Origin of the sequence: Methanobacterium veterum (assembly GCF_000745485.1) — an archaeon.
In the GTDB taxonomy this organism is placed as follows: Archaea; Methanobacteriota; Methanobacteria; order Methanobacteriales; family Methanobacteriaceae; genus Methanobacterium_D; species Methanobacterium_D veterum.
Map to the genome: position 1 here is coordinate 240,377 of NZ_JQJK01000008.1, position 17,025 is coordinate 257,401.

Annotated in this window: 18 protein-coding genes; 12 read left to right on the top strand and 6 right to left on the bottom strand. The window is 32.1% G+C overall.

Annotated elements, in window-relative coordinates; genetic code table 11:
* Positions 1-431 precede the first annotated feature (431 nt).
* From EJ01_RS01315 to EJ01_RS01335, 5 genes are all read left to right on the top strand, one after another.
* A complete protein-coding gene (locus tag EJ01_RS01315; protein ID WP_331275695.1) occupies positions 432-662 on the top strand; it encodes a histone family protein in 231 nt (76 codons plus the stop codon).
* Positions 663-908: 246 nt separating this feature from the next.
* Complete coding sequence (locus tag EJ01_RS01320; protein WP_048080128.1) at positions 909-1,088, top strand: hypothetical protein; 180 nt, start codon at positions 909-911, stop codon at positions 1,086-1,088.
* Between the two features lie 466 nt (positions 1,089-1,554).
* Positions 1,555-1,779, top strand: a complete 225-nt coding sequence (locus tag EJ01_RS01325) for a TRAM domain-containing protein (protein WP_048080129.1) — start codon at positions 1,555-1,557, stop codon at positions 1,777-1,779.
* A 583-nt stretch (positions 1,780-2,362) separates the two neighbouring features.
* Positions 2,363-2,494: a hypothetical protein gene (locus EJ01_RS17915; RefSeq protein WP_269221183.1), complete on the top strand. Its 132-nt coding sequence runs from the start codon at positions 2,363-2,365 to the stop codon at positions 2,492-2,494.
* Positions 2,495-3,191: 697 nt separating this feature from the next.
* On the top strand, positions 3,192-3,923 hold the full coding sequence (locus tag EJ01_RS01335) for a hypothetical protein (protein ID WP_048080130.1): 732 nt from the start codon (positions 3,192-3,194) through the stop codon (positions 3,921-3,923).
* 85 nt (positions 3,924-4,008) lie between these two features.
* On the opposite strand, the gene EJ01_RS01340 is transcribed toward EJ01_RS01335, so the two are convergent.
* Positions 4,009-4,296 carry a DUF7508 domain-containing protein gene (locus tag EJ01_RS01340; protein ID WP_048080131.1) on the bottom strand — a complete coding sequence of 96 codons (288 nt, stop codon included), beginning with the start codon at positions 4,294-4,296 and terminating at the stop codon, positions 4,009-4,011.
* Positions 4,297-4,367: 71 nt separating this feature from the next.
* Positions 4,368-4,955: a M48 metallopeptidase family protein gene (locus EJ01_RS01345; protein ID WP_048080132.1), complete on the bottom strand. Its 588-nt coding sequence runs from the start codon at positions 4,953-4,955 to the stop codon at positions 4,368-4,370.
* A 734-nt stretch (positions 4,956-5,689) separates the two neighbouring features.
* On the opposite strand from EJ01_RS01345, the gene iorA reads away from it, so the two are divergent.
* From iorA to EJ01_RS01360, 4 genes are all read left to right on the top strand, one after another.
* Positions 5,690-7,543 (top strand): indolepyruvate ferredoxin oxidoreductase subunit alpha, encoded by a 1,854-nt coding sequence (gene iorA, locus EJ01_RS01350; protein WP_048080133.1) that lies wholly within the window; start codon positions 5,690-5,692, stop codon positions 7,541-7,543.
* A 28-nt stretch (positions 7,544-7,571) separates the two neighbouring features.
* On the top strand, positions 7,572-8,165 hold the full coding sequence (locus EJ01_RS01355; RefSeq protein WP_048080134.1) for an indolepyruvate oxidoreductase subunit beta: 594 nt from the start codon (positions 7,572-7,574) through the stop codon (positions 8,163-8,165).
* Between the two features lie 193 nt (positions 8,166-8,358).
* A complete protein-coding gene (locus EJ01_RS17085) occupies positions 8,359-8,523 on the top strand; it encodes a hypothetical protein (protein ID WP_157197519.1) in 165 nt (54 codons plus the stop codon).
* A gap of 208 nt (positions 8,524-8,731) precedes the next feature.
* Positions 8,732-9,097, top strand: a complete 366-nt coding sequence (locus tag EJ01_RS01360; RefSeq protein ID WP_048080135.1) for a hypothetical protein — start codon at positions 8,732-8,734, stop codon at positions 9,095-9,097.
* Between the two features lie 168 nt (positions 9,098-9,265).
* On the opposite strand, the gene EJ01_RS01365 is transcribed toward EJ01_RS01360, so the two are convergent.
* Both EJ01_RS01365 and EJ01_RS01370 read right to left on the bottom strand, forming a co-directional pair.
* Positions 9,266-9,697 (bottom strand): ACT domain-containing protein, encoded by a 432-nt coding sequence (locus EJ01_RS01365; RefSeq protein ID WP_048080136.1) that lies wholly within the window; start codon positions 9,695-9,697, stop codon positions 9,266-9,268.
* A 32-nt stretch (positions 9,698-9,729) separates the two neighbouring features.
* The gene (locus tag EJ01_RS01370) at positions 9,730-11,028 is read right to left on the bottom strand and encodes a phenylacetate--CoA ligase family protein (protein ID WP_048080137.1); all 1,299 of its coding nucleotides are present in this window, start codon (positions 11,026-11,028) and stop codon (positions 9,730-9,732) included.
* A 600-nt stretch (positions 11,029-11,628) separates the two neighbouring features.
* Here EJ01_RS01370 and EJ01_RS01375 point away from each other — a divergent pair.
* From EJ01_RS01375 to EJ01_RS16250, 3 genes are all read left to right on the top strand, one after another.
* Positions 11,629-13,227 (top strand): sodium:solute symporter family protein, encoded by a 1,599-nt coding sequence (locus EJ01_RS01375; protein WP_048080138.1) that lies wholly within the window; start codon positions 11,629-11,631, stop codon positions 13,225-13,227.
* 107 nt (positions 13,228-13,334) lie between these two features.
* Complete coding sequence (locus tag EJ01_RS01380) at positions 13,335-14,198, top strand: MBL fold metallo-hydrolase (RefSeq protein WP_048080139.1); 864 nt, start codon at positions 13,335-13,337, stop codon at positions 14,196-14,198.
* 180 nt (positions 14,199-14,378) lie between these two features.
* Positions 14,379-16,406: a PAS domain-containing sensor histidine kinase gene (locus EJ01_RS16250; protein WP_052375735.1), complete on the top strand. Its 2,028-nt coding sequence runs from the start codon at positions 14,379-14,381 to the stop codon at positions 16,404-16,406.
* Here the strand turns inward: EJ01_RS16250 and EJ01_RS01390 are convergent, their stop codons facing one another.
* Positions 16,407-16,763, bottom strand: coding sequence for a hypothetical protein (locus EJ01_RS01390; protein WP_048080140.1), 357 nt, complete (start codon positions 16,761-16,763; stop codon positions 16,407-16,409).
* Positions 16,764-16,837: 74 nt separating this feature from the next.
* A complete protein-coding gene (locus tag EJ01_RS01395; RefSeq protein WP_048080141.1) occupies positions 16,838-17,020 on the bottom strand; it encodes a nuclear transport factor 2-like protein in 183 nt (60 codons plus the stop codon).
* Between the last annotated feature and the right edge of the window lie 5 nt (positions 17,021-17,025).

Genomic DNA, 17,025 nt, shown 5'->3' on the forward strand with positions numbered 1-17,025 from the left:
AATTTCTGTAATTTCATAATCATAAAATCATTGTACTAAATTAATTTTCAAATGCTCTAACTCAAACACATTATAAAATAATTTTAATTGTTAACTAATGCTTATGAAAATAATTCTAAATCTATAGAGTAATTCCATCTTAAAGCGAATATATCTACATCATAAAATCATTCCGAGAATCAGAACTTATATTTCCGTCGGTAAGTCTAAAACGTGAAACTTTTAAGTTATATGGGGAGGAAAACCAGTTTAAATTTCAAATAAAGGTGAAAATTGTAATTTAACTTGATCAAATTTACATATTTACTCCTTTTTTTATTTCGTATTAAAAAAATTGTATAGATTGATTTTAATTGAATAATAATTATATAATTTTTAAAATAGTCCCAAAATAAACGATAATTTTATATGATGTGGTTTACAAAAGATATATTAATAAAAATGAGGTGATACGTATGAGTGAATTACCATTAGCTCCAGTTGGAAGAATCATAAAAAATGAAGGTCGTCTAAGAGTAAGTGAAGATGCAACTGAAACTTTAACAAAAGCTTTAGAAGAAAAGGGTGAACAAATAGCTGCGGAAGCTGTTAAACTTGCAAAACATGCTGGAAGAAAAACCGTTAAAGCATCAGACATTGAATTAGCTGCTAAAATTTTATAAAATTTTTTATTTAAAAATTTTATTTATTTTCTTTTGCATTACCCTACTAAATTAATTCATTAAATAATTTAATTAATGACGCCCATGTCCATGTGTTAAATATTTTATTGTGTTAAATTGGTAAGGATTAATTAAACTGGACATGTTTAAAAAATTTATTCAATCAAAATTTACAAGTAATTTAAGAGTAACATTTGCACAGCACTCCTGAGCGAAAATTAAATAGATAGTGATTCAACTATTAGTATGGTTAAAAAAAGTGAATCAGAAAGATTTTTAAAAATAGCAAGTAACTGTAAGCCTGAAGAATTAGAAGATATATTAAAACAAGTTGAAAGTGCAATTGAAAAATCGGTAGATAAAGATAAGGATCTTCTAATGGCAAAGACCATAATCACAGCCAGATTAACTTCAATGAGAAATTAAATAAAAGATCATTTGTGTTAGGCTGTGAATCTGTAAAAAAGCATTACAAAAGTGGTGAGAAATGAAGACTATCTACTGACGGGTATACTTAGATATAAATTTTCGTAAACAAATATTTTCCCACCATTACTAAATATATTTTATATTTTTTAAAATTAATAGTTAAAATTTAATTTTCAGACAATTAAAAGATATTCAATAGTTTTATTAAAAATTATAGTATATACAAACCTTTTTTTGATGAGATTTGATATCAAATAGCTATTTATCGGTGCAATTTAAGTAGATATTATTATATGTTTTAGAGCCAGTGCCCCATGTAATATACTCTTAATTTAGAAAAAGTTAAAATTAGACTTTTTAATTAATGACTTGTTTTTTCTTTTAAAATACATTATTTTATATAGTATTAAAAATAGAAAGACTGTTGAAGCCTATTTTTAGGCTAGAATAAGGACGTGAAAAATTGTTTGGAAATAATTACGGAAGAGATAATAGAGGAAATTCTGCTCCTGTAAACGAAGGAGAAGAATACGATGTTAAAATAGAAGATATGGGAAGAGATGGAGACGGAATCGCTAAAGTAGAAGGTTTCATAGTTTTTGTAAGTGGAGCTAAAAAAGGCGATGAAGTTAAAATCAGAGTCAATTCTGTAAGAAGAAACTTTGCTTTTGCAGAAGTAGTAGAATAGCTTAATTTAGGTTTTAAGTTAATTTTTAATGCTCTTAATCTACATTAATGCTTTAAATTGTACTACAATTATAGTGAACGTTTTTTTATTAAGATGTCACGTCTTATCATTAAAACTAATGATCATGAGCTTTTAAAATTTAATTTTCATTTAAATTTATTCTATTTTTTTAATTTTTTCATTATCAAAATTACTTTTTAAATATTTACAAAATCTATGTATTTTGTAACATAAAATAAATTCTATTTTTCGCATGCTGTCAAAAATCGAAGATTTTCGAATGCTTTGTAATATCTCGACTTAATGCACTATGAAAAGATTCCTTCTAAATACTGAAAATAACAAAAATTTTTGAATTATTCATGTTTAAGTAAAATTGTAGTGAGCTGTTCTTTACTTTCGATTCGCAACAGGAAGCCACTGACGTGATTTGAACTTATTTAATTTTAGACATTTTTTAGTAGTAATGCTTATGGAAATGAACAACATAAGGTAATAATTAGCCACAAATTTCAGTATTTAATTTATATTAATAACTGGTTGTACTTGAATTAAAGAAAGGATATAAAAGGAGTAAAAAAAAATGGTTTCTGAAATTTTTTATCAAAAATTAATTGATATATCCCGAGTAATGGAAGAGAAAGGTAATGGAATTAGCTATATTCACAATGAAGATGATTGTTATACAATTGGAACAAATACAGTGAAGAAATAGATAAATATCTGACCAAAACATTTGAACTATGGGAAGGTAGTGTATCCAACTTTAAAAAATCGAAAAAAGGCAAATCAAATGGAAAAAAGCCGAGTAGAGTCGCATATATCTGGAAAATTTTCCTAAAAGAAACCAAATGACCAATACATAAAAAAACAATTTTTAAACTAAACAACATGTGCAAAACATATAGAAATCTTTTGAAAATCTCAAAAACAAGTAGAATATAAGTCACTGAAAACAAAAAAACTTCAAATATACCATTACCAAAATAACTCCCAAAAAATCCATTTCACAGGTTTAGCGAAGTAAAAAAAAGCCGTAGTTAATAAAAATCTCTTAAAATTATAATCATTTTAATAAGTCAAGTATAAAGTCAATGATGCCAAAAATAACGTTCGAACTTGAATTTGAACGATGATATCTACTTTTAAGAATGAGATAGAAAATAAAACTACCTATAATAATTAGTACTCCCATAAACAGTGCTAATATTATTAAATCCATAATATATTTATCTAAATAAACTATAAAAAACTTTTTCGACAATTCTCAAAAAAAGTAACAGCAACCACCTCCAAAAAATCCCAAAACATTAACCTATTTCCCAAACCTGAATAAACACCAGAATAAGTACAATATTTACAGTTTCAACAAATTTCATATAACATCCACGCCAATATATAACTGTGAGCACATGCCAAAATTTCAATTTTCAAATAAATTAACAGATTATTTAGAGAAAATAGAAACCGAAACTGGAAAAGAAGTTAAAATCCTGGAAAGCCCATATCTCGGAATAAAAGGTATGTGGGCAGGGTTCAGGTACCATCCAGATTACATCATCGTTATCATTCGTTCAGATATCCAAAAAACAAATGAAACACTGGAACGTTCCATTGCCCACGAAGCAACGCACGGATACATTCTGTTTAAAGAAAGGTACTGCAGGGGCGAATTTCCAGAGTCGACTGAAGACAGCGACAAAAGAGATATCCAGCTTATATTCACAATGGTTGATGATATTGTAGTCAACAAAATAATCTCTGAAAACGGCTTTACCCCCTTCGGAGTGGAATATTTAGGTGTAGTCCAAAAGGAAATCGATTCCATGATTGCAGGCGTGGATTTTTACAGACAGTTTTCTGACGACCTTCTTTTTGATGACCTGCTGATGATAACCCGCTACATCATTGCATGGGGATTTTTAGAATATTATGATTTAAAAATTATAGAACACGATATCCTTAAAAAATTTTTAGATGTCTTTAAAGAGACATATCCTTTACAATACGAAATTACAAGCCATATAAAACAAATTATTAAAGATAATAATATATTTACAAGTTCTGGACATTGTAAAGCTATGGGCCTTATTTTAAAAGAGTTAAAATTTGATAGTTTAGTAAAAATAACAAATATGCCCTAATAAAAAAAATATGGTTAATTAAGGGTTAAAATCAACATCCATCAAAATAGCAACCAATCATTAAATATTATAATCAGTAAAACCCTTAATTAAATTCTGGCATTTTTCCGTTCTTTTCCCTATATTCTTTAAGCAGAATGTTCTTTCTCTGTTTTGAACTTTTTTTACTGTCGTTTTCACGGTATCTAAAGTAAACAATGCTTTCTGCTGCCTCTTCGTCTGAAAAATGCATTGAAATATTATGTTTCAGTTTTCCCTCGCCGATATAGACAATTTCCTTTTTATCGTTGGCAAACTGGAATACTCCATAGGAATTTGGTAACTGTTTTACATTTTCTTCATTGAAATCCATCCATCGTTTTGCTGCTGGCATTTTTGACCTCCTTTTATGCTCTGGTATTCACATTTATTTTATTAATATATATTTTATTGATATATAAGCAATTAGGTTTTTGATTCACTAAATTGTGCCCCAATTATAGTATCTTTAATTGCAAACCAGTAAATTGAGAGTTCTTTTTCTATCTCTTTATAATTATTAAATTTTTCCCTTATTATATCCCAGAACCGTTTGCTGTGATTTAACTCAACAAGATGAGCAACTTCATGAAAAACAACATATTCAATTAAAGATCCTGGTAAATATTTTAAGTATCTGTTAATATTAATATTATTTCTGGAACTGCAGCTTCCCCATCTCGATTTCATCTTCCTGAAATAGATTTTATTTACAGTTACATCCAGTTCAAGCGAGAACTTTTCAACAAGTCTGCGAACCAGTTCCCTAAATTCTTCTTCACCAAGCTCATAATTAAGTTCTCTCTGCTTTGCTTCATGTTTTGAGGCATTAATAGCTTTAAATTTCTTATAAATCCATTTTTTATGTTTTTCTATGATTTTTTCATAATTATCATGCCCCTTAGGGGCTATAATCACCAATTTTTCATTTTTTAGCTCTAAACGCCAGTACTTCACATTGCGGTGAATTATATCATATTTCACATTTAGATCATAGATTTTTACAGTCTGCATGATTTTCCTCAGGGCTCATTCAGATTTTAGATAGATACATTCTATCAATTTAATCTAATAAATAGTAACATAAATCACAAATTCACTTTTATTTTACTAATTTATAGGATATAATCTTTCATATCAAAAAGGATCAGAGGATATCAATTATTCAGCTTGAATCCAGTAAATACTTTAAAAAAGATCAAAAATTTCAGTAATTTTATTTTATTAACTTTAGGGTAGAAGTAGCATACCTACAAAAAAGCTTAATTTAGATAATGTCCTAAATTAGATTTAACTAATTTCTAATTATACTATTTAAGTAAACAGAAGAATCAATTAAAGCATATTTATAGTGAATAACATAACTTTTTAAACTTATGAAATTTAGATATATTCGAAAATTTTTTAAATTTTCGAAAGTTGAAGAAAATCAAAGCTATCAAAAATCAGAGATTTTCGATGTTTGAGGAACTACATTCCTCAACCGCAAAAACTTAGTTTTTGCATGCGTCAAATCAAAGCTGACAAATCTTTGATTTGTCGCGTAAAAAATTGAAGATTTTTTAAGATTTGACAGATTTTCTGAACCCCTAAAAAATCAAAGATTTTTTGCAGGTAAAGAAATGTATATCATTTTTTGAACCCCAAAAACTTTGGTTTTTGAGGGTTTAAAGCACGTAAACAAATTTCTTATAAATAATTAATTAAAAATATTTGGTTATTCAATATAATTATTATAAGGCGATATCATGAATATAACAAAGGTTTTAACTGGTAAAGAAGGTGAAAAACTATTTTTGTTAGGTAACGAAGCTGCAGTTCGAGGAACAATCGAAGCTGGAGTATCCGTTGCCTCAACATACCCTGGTACACCATCTTCAGAAATTGGAGATGTTTTATCCAAGCTTGCAAAGGATGCAGGGATGTACTTTGAATTTTCCACCAATGAAAAAGTAGCACTTGAGGTTTCAGCTGCTGCTGCTGCATCAGGCTTACGTTCATTTACTTTTATGAAGCATGTGGGCTTAAACGTGGCAGCAGATTCATTTATGAGCGTAGTTTATGAAGGAGTAAATGGCGGGATGATCATCCTGTCAGCAGATGACCCTTCCATATTCTCATCTCAAAATGAACAGGACAACAGACATTACGCACGGATTGCGGGCATTCCTACAGTTGAACCTTCTAATCCGCAGGAAATAAAAGATATGATGAAGTACGGGTATGAACTTTCAGAAGAGTTCCAAATACCTGTTTTAATGCGTACAACCACAAGGGTTTCCCATATGAGAGGAGTAGTAGAGCTGGAAAAGCCCAATACCAATGAAAAAACAGGTTACTTCAAAAAAGACCCTAAACGTTTTGTGCCTGTACCTGCAAACGCCAGGGAAATGCACAGAATACTTGTTGAAAAATTGGAGAAAATAAAAGATGTAGCCAGTAATTCTCCATTTAACAGGATATTCAATAAAGGAAGCAAAATTGGTGTAATTACAAGCGGCAGTGCATTTAACTATGCCATAGATGTTATAGAAAAAAATGATCTGGCTGTAAATATCTTAAAAATTGGTTTTTCATATCCTTTCCCTGAAAAACTGGTATATGACTTTATAAAGGATTTAGACCATGTAATAGTTATTGAAGAAGTAGATCCAATAATGGAAAAAGATTTACTTGCAGTAATCGGAAAATATGGTTTAAAAACAAAAGTACACGGCAAACTCGATGAAACGCTGCCCATGATCTTTGAGTACACACCAGATATAGTTCTAGATGGTATGAGAAAAGTTATTGATATTAATTTAAAAGAAAGACAATCATGCGAACCGGGCATTCCTCTTCCAGTACGCCCACCCACGTTATGCCCAGGATGTCCCCACAGGGCTGCTTATTATACCGTTAAAAAAGCAGTTGAAGAGCTAGATCTTGATGCAGTGTATCCGAACGATATTGGTTGTTACACACTGGGAATTGAATCCCCCTATGAAATGGCAGATTACCTGCTCGCTATGGGTTCAAGTGTAGGTACAAGCTGCGGATTCTCAAAATCAACTGATCAAAGTATTGTAAGCTTTATAGGAGACTCTACATTTTTCCATGCAGGTATTCCGCCTCTTATAAATGCAGTACATAATAAAGACAAGTTTGTGCTTGTTATTTTAGATAACAGAACAACTGCTATGACCGGCGGCCAGCCTCACCCAGGGCTTCCAGTAGATGGGATGGGTGAAATGGCCCCTGAAATAAGTATAGAAAAAATCGTTAAAGCGGTTGGGGTAGAGTTCTTAGAAGTTATAAATCCAGTTAGCGTTGACATATCAAAGGAAATATTCAAAAAAGCGCTGCAGTTTGATGGTGTAGCAGTTGTTATTTCCAAATATCCGTGCATGCTCACTAAAAAAGCAGCGAGCAATCAGTTGCTTATGAATGTTGACCCTGAAAAATGTGATAAATGCCTGAACTGTCTGAAAGACCTTACATGCCCTGCAATTTATGTTGCAGAGGACGGTTCTGTAAACATTGATTCGATGTTTTGTAGGGGATGCAGCGTTTGCATGCAAATTTGTCCAAAAAAGGCTATTGGAGCCAAAAGAATAAGTTAACCTATTATAAATCATGGAGATTAAAAAAATGGAACCATATAACATTTATATCTGCGGTGTCGGAGGACAGGGAATTATCAAAACCAGTATTGTAATTGGCGAAGCTGCAATGAAAAGCGACATGGGAGTTGTAATGAGCGAAGTACACGGAATGGCCCAACGTGGAGGGGTTGTCTCAACAGAACTTAAAATAGGGAACTCAAAAAGCCCAATAATCGAAAAAGGCAGTGCTGACCTTTTAATTGCATTTGAACCGATGGAAGCACTTAGGGCAATCCCCAAAGCAAGCAAAGACACATATGTTATTGTAAATACTTCCCCAATAATGCCTTTTAACATAATTGGAAGTGAAGTGCCTTATCCCAAAATTCAAGATATTTTAGATGAACTTAAATCAAAAGTAAAGGATGTATTCGCCCTTGATGCTGAAAAAGCAGCAAAAGAGGCAGGACATATACTTTCACTTAATATGGTTATGCTTGGAGGGTCTACTGCTGTTTCAGGCTTCCCAATAGATAAAGAAGCTGTCTTAAAATCAATGAAGGCAAACTTACCTCAAAAAAGCATTCCTATTAATATGAAAGCATATGAAAAAGGGTTTGAGTTTGTTTCATCTAAGTAATTTCTATTTTTTACTATTTAACAAGTAATTTTTAGGTTATGTAGAAATCATCATTTTTCAATGTTTTCTACAAAGCCTAATTTTAAATATTAGACTGTAACATAATAATTACTTCCAATAATTAATTATTTATCAATTTAATACATTGAGTAAACAGATTACAGTTAAATAGTAAATGAGATGGAAAAAAAACATGACAAAAAAGATATTATACTATCTTAAACTCTTAAATTTAAAGAACTTAGCATCACACCTTTCTGGCAAGATACCTAAGTGGGCCATTATAACAATAATTGCAGCGATAATACTGGTGCGTATTTTAGCAGGTTTATCAAGGTGTATTTCCATTAAAAATTAGTAGATACATTAAAATTTTTCTAATTCTCAGTTAAATTTTTTACTGCTTAATTTCAATCTATTTCTTTTTAAAGGTTTTAATTTTACTTAATCTTGATATTATTAATTATGCAAAGCAGTAATTCCATTTTAGATAATTTTAAATATGAGAATGAATTAATATTTTACTTCATTATGTCAGGGATTCCTCTAAAAAATAAATTTTGAAGGTGTCCATTACAGCCATTATTTTACAAATATCAATCAAAGGACGTGAAAAAACGGATATTAATAGTAGAAGCGGTTTAATTGTAATTCTTATAGTGGTAGTTATTGGAGCGGCGTATATTACACTGGCAAGTCAGATTAATCACAATCAAACAAGTTCAAATACATCAAATATTACCCCTGCACATGATAATGCCAATGGCTCAGGAAATACCAATACATCCATTAACAATGGAACCAGTTCCCAAAATGATATTCATACAAATAGTACAACCAGTACAAAAACAACCAATCAGACTCAAAATACTACGGTTAACTCTACCAAAAAAGTAAGCGCCCAGGCATTTACAATGAGTAACTCATCATAAGTAGAATATAAATCGCCAGACTTATGATTACTACCAATATAACTAAAAAAAGCGTAGTTTCAATAAATATTCTGATGTAATATTGGATAAAATAAATAAAAAATTCTTTTTTTATTTTTATTCAATTAATTAAAAATAAATAATAGATTGTATCTATTTTTCAGCTAATTACAACCCATAAATATCTTTAGCCGGGATAACTTCTGCACCGCCATTTTGGAGTGCTTTAATTCCCCCATCAATATCTTCAGGATGTAATAGAACGATAGCTCCGTTTTCTTTTTCTTCTACGAATGCATAAAGATATTCAAGGTTAATATCATTATCATCTAAAATTCCAAGGATTTTACCCAATCCTCCGGGCTGATCTTGCATTCTAACGGCAATTACTTCCCCAATTTTTACAATGAAGTTGTTGTCTTCAAGTAATTTTTTAGTTTTATCAGGTTCTGGAACTATTAACCTTAAAATTCCAAAATCAGATGTATCTGCAATTGAAAGAGCCCTTATATTGACATCACCTTTTTCAAGCACATCCAGAGCTTTCCTCATCCTTCCTTTCCTATTTTCCAAAAATATGGACAACTGTTTTACTTTCATAATGACACCCATTGTATTTATCAATGCTTTTTTTATAATTCCCTTTTGTCTATAACCCTTACAGCTTTCCCTTCACTTCTTGGCAGTGTTTTCGGCTCAACAAGGGTTACTTTAACTCTTAAACCAATTTCACTGTGGATATAATCTTCAATTTTTTCCCTTATACCAACAAGTTCCTTAATTTCATCTGAAAAAAGACTTTCTGAAGCTTCAACCTGGACTTCAACTTCATCCATCAGATGAGGCCTCGTAACGATAATCTGATAATGAGGCTCCACTTCATCGATTCTAAGAAGTGCTTTTTCAATCTGCGATGGGAAGACTGAAACTCCCCTGATTTTCATCATATCATCAGTACGTCCGGTAACTCTATCCATTTTAACAAGAGTTCTTCCACATCCACACTTACCCCTTGTGAGTTTAGTTACATCTTTTGTTCTAAAACGGATTAATGGAGTGCCTTCACGCGTTAATGTCGTTAAAACAAGTTCTCCCTTTTCACCATCTGGCAATACATCATGGGTTTCAGAATCTATGATCTCAGGATAAAAATGATCTTCAGAAATATGGAGTCCGTCCCTTTCGCCGCATTCAAGACCTACTCCAGGTCCAATTACCTCAGTAAGTCCATATATATTGTATGCAGGTGCGTTAAACCTTTTCTGGATTTCCTGACGCATTTCTTCTGTCCACATTTCCGCACCAAAACCTATAGCCTTAAGGCCAATAGTTTTCGTATCAATCCCTTCTTCTTCAATTTCTTCAGCAAGATATAACCCATATGAAGGTGTAAAAATCATGACACTTGTTCCAAAGTCCTGCATGATTTCAATCTGGCGCTTCGTCTGCCCGGTTGAAATTGGTATAACCGTTGCGCCCATTTTTTGGGCACCGTAATGCACCCCAAATCCACCTGTAAATAAACCATAACCGTGAGTATTTTGAATTATATCATCGTCAGTTACTCCAAACATGCACAGACCTCTTGCCATGACTTCGCCCCATATTTCAAGGTCTCCCCTAGTATACCCAGACACAGTTGGTTTTCCTGTTGTTCCTGAAGAAGTATGCACTTCTACGATCTCTTTTCTAGGCACTGCAAACATTCCAAATGGATAAGCATCCCTTAAATCATCTTTTGTGGTAAATGGGAGCTTTTCAATGTCTTTAAGAGTTTTAATATCCTCAGGTTTAACACCCAGTTCATCAAAACGCTTTTTATAATATGGAACGCTTTCATATGCTCTTTTCACTGCCATTTGTAGTCTTTCAAGTTGTAATGTTTCTTTATCGTTTTCTGACATGCACTCTGCTTTTTCATTCCAAATCATCTTATCCCCTGAGTTAATTGATTAGTAGCCAGTAGATTAAAAATGAATTTTCCTTACTTTAGGAAAAATATCTAATTTAATGTAATTAGAAGAAAGTTATAAAACTTGTTATAAATTTTAAATATAAACTGCCATCTTACTTATTAGATTTAATTTCAAATAATAAAAAATGGTACTCCTGATTTTTGCCAATGTATCCACTGAAATAGAAATATTATTTGATTATGGAGAAAATTAATATTTTTCTAAATTTTCAACCACATTATTTACTAAAGTAATTTTACACTGATCATAATTATGTTTTATATAACAAAAAATATGGACTAATCAATTGATTTGGTGCTCCATGCCTGGTTTTATGGCCAATAAAAGACCATATTACATGGTGGCAAAATAGTATGAATTTATACGCAAAAATGCACTTAAACAGAAGTGTTACGGCTTTATATATAAAGTAAACTTAATAGCAATTATTAACAGGAAAAATATTCATGTTTTTCATGCTTATTTTTAATATTTTCATAATTTTAATAAATTGTGATTGATTACTGGTTAAAATAGGCTAAAATTTGGATAATTTTAATTAATGGAGGTTATTAAGTGGATTTATTTGCATTAATTGTTGTAGCACTGGTTTATCTCCTCGTAATAGGATATGTAGGTTACATAGCCTGGAAACGGACAAAAAGTGCCGATGATTATATGGTTGCAGGAAGAGAAACTCACCCATACATCATGGCCCTCAGTTATGGTGCAACGTTTATCAGTACTGCAGCAATTGTAGGATTTGGTGGTGTAGCCGCCAATTATGGTATGGGAATTTTATGGCTTGTATTTTTAAACATCATTATAGGAATTTTTATAGCGTTTGTATTCTTTGGAAAACGTACCCGAAAAATGGGGCATAACTTAAATGCCCTCACATTTCCAGAATTTCTTTCACGTCGTTTCGATAGTAAATTTATTCAGTACTTCTCAGGGGCTGTAATATTTGTTGGAATGCCGTTATATGCGTCAGCAGTTTTAATTGGTATGGCAAGATTTGTGCAAACGACTCTTCAAATTGATTATAACATAGCTTTAGTTGTAATGGCCCTTATTGTGGCAGTATATGTTATATTTGGAGGTATAAGGGGAGTAATGTATACCGATGCCCTTCAGGGAACCATTATGTTCTTTGGAATGCTCATTCTGCTAATTACCATTTACTGGATTACAGGAGGGGTCACTGCAGGTAACCAAGCCCTTACAAATCTAGTCAATGTGGTACCTGCCAGCGCCACAGCAAATGCTACGGCAACTGGATTTACAGGATGGACTTCCATGCCTGCACTAGGCAGTCCATTCTGGTGGACTCTGATTTCAAGCCTTATTTTAGGTGTTGGTATAGGTGTTTTATCACAGCCACAGCTTGCAGTAAGGTTCATGACAGTTAAATCCAACAAAGAACTGAACAGAGCTGTAGCAATAGGCGGTCTCTTCATATTCATGACCACATTTGCAGCTTACATCGTAGGGTCTCTCTCTAATGTTTATTTCTTCCAGCATACTGGAATGACCGCAGTTCAAGCTGCAGGGGGTAACCTTGATTCAGTCATACCTACGTTCATCAGTGCCGCCATGCCTTTATGGTTTGCATATGTGTTTATGATTGTTCTGCTTTCAGCAGCCATGTCTACACTTTCTGCTCAATTCCACGTGCAGGGTACTGCTCTTGGAAGGGACATATACGAAACTATATCCAATAAGAAAAGAGGATCTTCAGTGAACGTAGCACGTATAGGTATCTTAATAGCAGTTATAATAGCAGTAATTCTTGGATTTATCCTTCCAGGAAGTATAGTGGCAGTAGGGACATCAATATGGTTTGGTATAACCGCTGCGGCATTTCTTTCAATATACACAGCTGCTATATACTGGAAGAAAGCTACAAAAGTTGGAGTTATTGCAGGACTTGTATCTGGAACTTTTGCCAGTTTCTTCTGGCTAGTATTCCAGTACAAAAAATCAGCAGAGGCACTTGGTATTTGCAAGGCACTTACAGGTAATGCAGTTCTTATAACTGCAAGTCCATGGCCTACTATAGACCCTATTGTCATAGGCCTTCCAGTAGCAGCAATTGTAACTATCATAGTGTGTTTAATTACCAAACCTCCAAGTAAAGAACACTTAGACAAGTGCTTTAACGGAATAAAATAAATTTATTTAGGGGATTATCCCCACCTATCTATTTTTCAATTCAAAATTTTAATAAATATTACACTTCATACTAAAATCAACTGAAATCATTAATTCTGGTTTTTATTATGGAAAAAAAAGCATTTGACATCAAAAAACATGATTTTAAAGAATGGAAATCCATATTTAATAATCCGCAGCCCATAACAATTAAAAGTTTCATTACAGGATATGTAATATTAAATAAACGCGGTGCATTGAACCCAGATCATCCGAAAGCGAGTATTATCAAAGATGAACTTTTAGAGGTTCCAGTACTAGCCCACTGGATCCACCATGAAAAACTGGGTGATTATTTAATAGATACAGGTTTAGATAGCTCATATCATGATGATCCTCACGGAAATATGAAAGGACTATTTGCAAAACTATTTATAAAAGCCAATTTATTTGTGGATGAGTACAAACAGGCTGAAAATCAAAATATTGGTCACCATATTGAAAAAAATAAAATTAAATTAAAAGGAGTCTTTTTTACCCACCTCCACTCAGATCATATCGCGGGAACACGTGAACTACCCAAAAACATCACATACACTGCCAGTAAAGATGAAAAATATCATGATTACAAACCGCTTTTTTACGGGGATTACTTAAAAGGTGTAAAAACACTTTATGAAATTAATTTTAAAGACGCTGCAGATATGCCTATTCTAGGAAAGAGCATTGATATTTTTGGTGATGGATCTCTGTGGGCAATATCAACACCAGGACATACCAAAGGCCATACCTCTTTTTTAATTAACACACTAAATGGCCCTGTCTTATTAGCTGGAGATGTTTGTTATATTAAATTAAGTCTAAAAAACGGAATAGCCCCCAGCAGTTATACTGAAGATATAAAAGTCAATCAAGAGACTTTTAACAGGATAATTAAGTTTAAAAGGGCTTATCCACAAATTGAAGTGTTTTGTGGACATGAACTATCCTAATATATTTTTAAATAATAATTAAATCATTATTAGTATTAATAAATTCTATTCCATTTAAAAATTTTTTCATAACTAAATAAAAAAACATAATAATGAGAACAATACAAAATAGTAACTATATCATTATTTAATTTTTCATTATAAGAAGGTATTACTTAAATAATGAATAGGATGAATAAAATGGAATTGAAAAGCCTGTTTTCGCTAAATGAAACGGACTACATAACCATATTCGAAAATACAGAAGAGGAAATACATATCCATGAATTAGTACATGATAGACACAATAAAGTTATAGACTTTGTTTTTAAATATATAAATCCGGCTTCCACGCTTAACTCAACTGCATCAAAGGAAAAAATAATTGGCAAATGTGCCAGTGATGTATATAACTCTCCAAGAGCCATAGCAGATTATGTAAAAGCCGCTAATGAAATTATCAGAACTCGGAAAAGTAAAAAATTCGAAACATATTTCGAATCATTAAACAAACACTTCGCAGTATCTGCATTTTTTTTAAATGGGTTATTTGTAACTGTTGGCCGTGATATTAGCGAACAAAAAGAAGCTGAAAGTCAAATTATGATTCAAGCCGAAATATTATCCCAGGTAAGAGATGCTGTAATTGCAGTTGACGATGCAAATTATATAACATACTGGAATAAAGGAGCCGAAGATCTATACGGCTTTAAATCAGAGGAAGTACTGGGAAAAATATTTGCCGATGTTGTTAACTACCGCTGGTTAAATGTAGAAGACAGAAAAAATGCTCATCAAAGACTTAAAACTATAGGAAAATGGCAGGGGGAAAATTTAAGTACCAAAAAGAATGGAGAAGAAATTTATGTTGAATCCTCAATTCACGCGTTTAAAGACGATAAAGGTAATTATATTGGTACAATTTCTGTAATACATGATCTTACCGAGCCGGTGCATATAAAACAAGCACTGGAGAAGAACTATACTCGACTTCAAGAAGCCCAGAGAATAGGGCATATTGGTAACTGGGAATGGGATATCCCAAGTAACGTAATAACCCTTTCTGAAGGCCTGTACCAAATTTATGGGATCAATTCATCTAATTTAGTAAAATATGACACTATTTTGAATATGATCCTTCCAGAAGATCAGGATATTGTTAATTATAATCTGGAAAAAGCACTTAGAGAATGTAAACCATTTAAATATGAAATTAGAATACGGCGTCATGATGGGAATATCAGAATAATCTCATGCCGTGGAGAAGTAGTTACTGACTTTGCCGGACATCCTCTAAACATTATCTGCGTCGAACAGGATATTACAGAACGTAAAGAAATTGAATATGCTCTTGGGGAAGCAAAAAATGAATTAGAATCAAAAGTAAAAAGACGGACACGGGAATTAAAAGAAGCTAACGGGCGCCTTCAAAAAGAACTTGAAGAACGAAAAATTACAGAAAATAAACTTAAGAAAAGTCAAAAAAATCTTAAATCGCTTATAGAAGAGTTAAAACGTTCTAATGAGGAACTGCAGCAGTTTGCTTATGTATCATCACATGACCTTCAAGAACCTCTCAGGACCATTACCAGTTTTACCCAGTTAATTGAACGTCGTTATAAAGATAAGTTAGATTCAGATGCTGATGAGTTTATTGAATATATTGTAGATGCCGCAAAAAGGATGCAAACTTTAATTAACGACCTCCTGAACTACTCACGCGTAGCAACAAGAGGAAAAGAGTTTGAACTAACCAATACTGAAGAAATCATTGAAAACACAAAATCCAATCTTTATGCATCTATAAAAGAAAATAGTGCCCAAATTACCCATGAAAACCTTCCTAAAATAATGGCCGATAAAAGGCAGATGATTCAACTGTTCCAGAATTTAATAGGAAACGCCATTAAATTTAAAAAACCAGATGAACCTCCTAAAATCCACATCAAAGCTCGTAAAGATAAAAATAGAAATGAACATGTTTTCAGCGTCCGTGACAATGGAATTGGAATGGATCAGCAGTATGCAGAGCGTATTTTTATAATATTTCAGAGATTACATACCCAAGATGAATATGAAGGTACAGGAATTGGACTTGCAGTCTCTAAGAGGATTGTTGAACGTCACGGCGGGCATATCTGGGTTGAGTCTGAACCATCTACAGGTTCAACATTTTATTTTACCATCCCAGAAAGAAGCCTTCAAAAAAGCCAGAACATTAAAAGCTAACTACAATAAATTTAATAATTCTTTAATATCCAATTTATCTAAATCTTTAGGTTCTTTTATGCCATATTTTTCATATAAATCTCTTAAATCATGTTTTGCAACGATTTCGTAGAATTTTTTGTCCTCTAATTTTTTATTCTGCTTTATCTCTTCAAGCTCAACAATACATTTTCTAAGTATTTCATCGGCATTTTCAAGTTCATCAAGTTCATTAATTAAATTACTGTCACTTTTAGGCATTTCAACATCCATATCTTTATAATAAAACGATTTAAAAGTGTTATTTTGATCTATAACTTTATAAATGATTATAATTTGTTCTTGAAGTTCTTCTACTTCTTTTTTGGTCAAATCCATGATATCACCTGAAATAGGAATGAGTTTTTAATAGAGTTATAGATCTCAAGAGTAAATAAATTTCAGTAAAATAGTTACGTCTCATTTTCTTCAATAACTTTCTGTACCAAAGCAGAATCAACATAAGCACGAACTTCAACTATAATGTTATTTTTAAATTGGACTATCCAGCAATAAGTATTGTTGAATGGCAATCCTTCTAGAGCTGCAAAAACTATGTTTTTGCGGTCCTCGAAAACTGTAGGTTTTCGGGACATGTGAT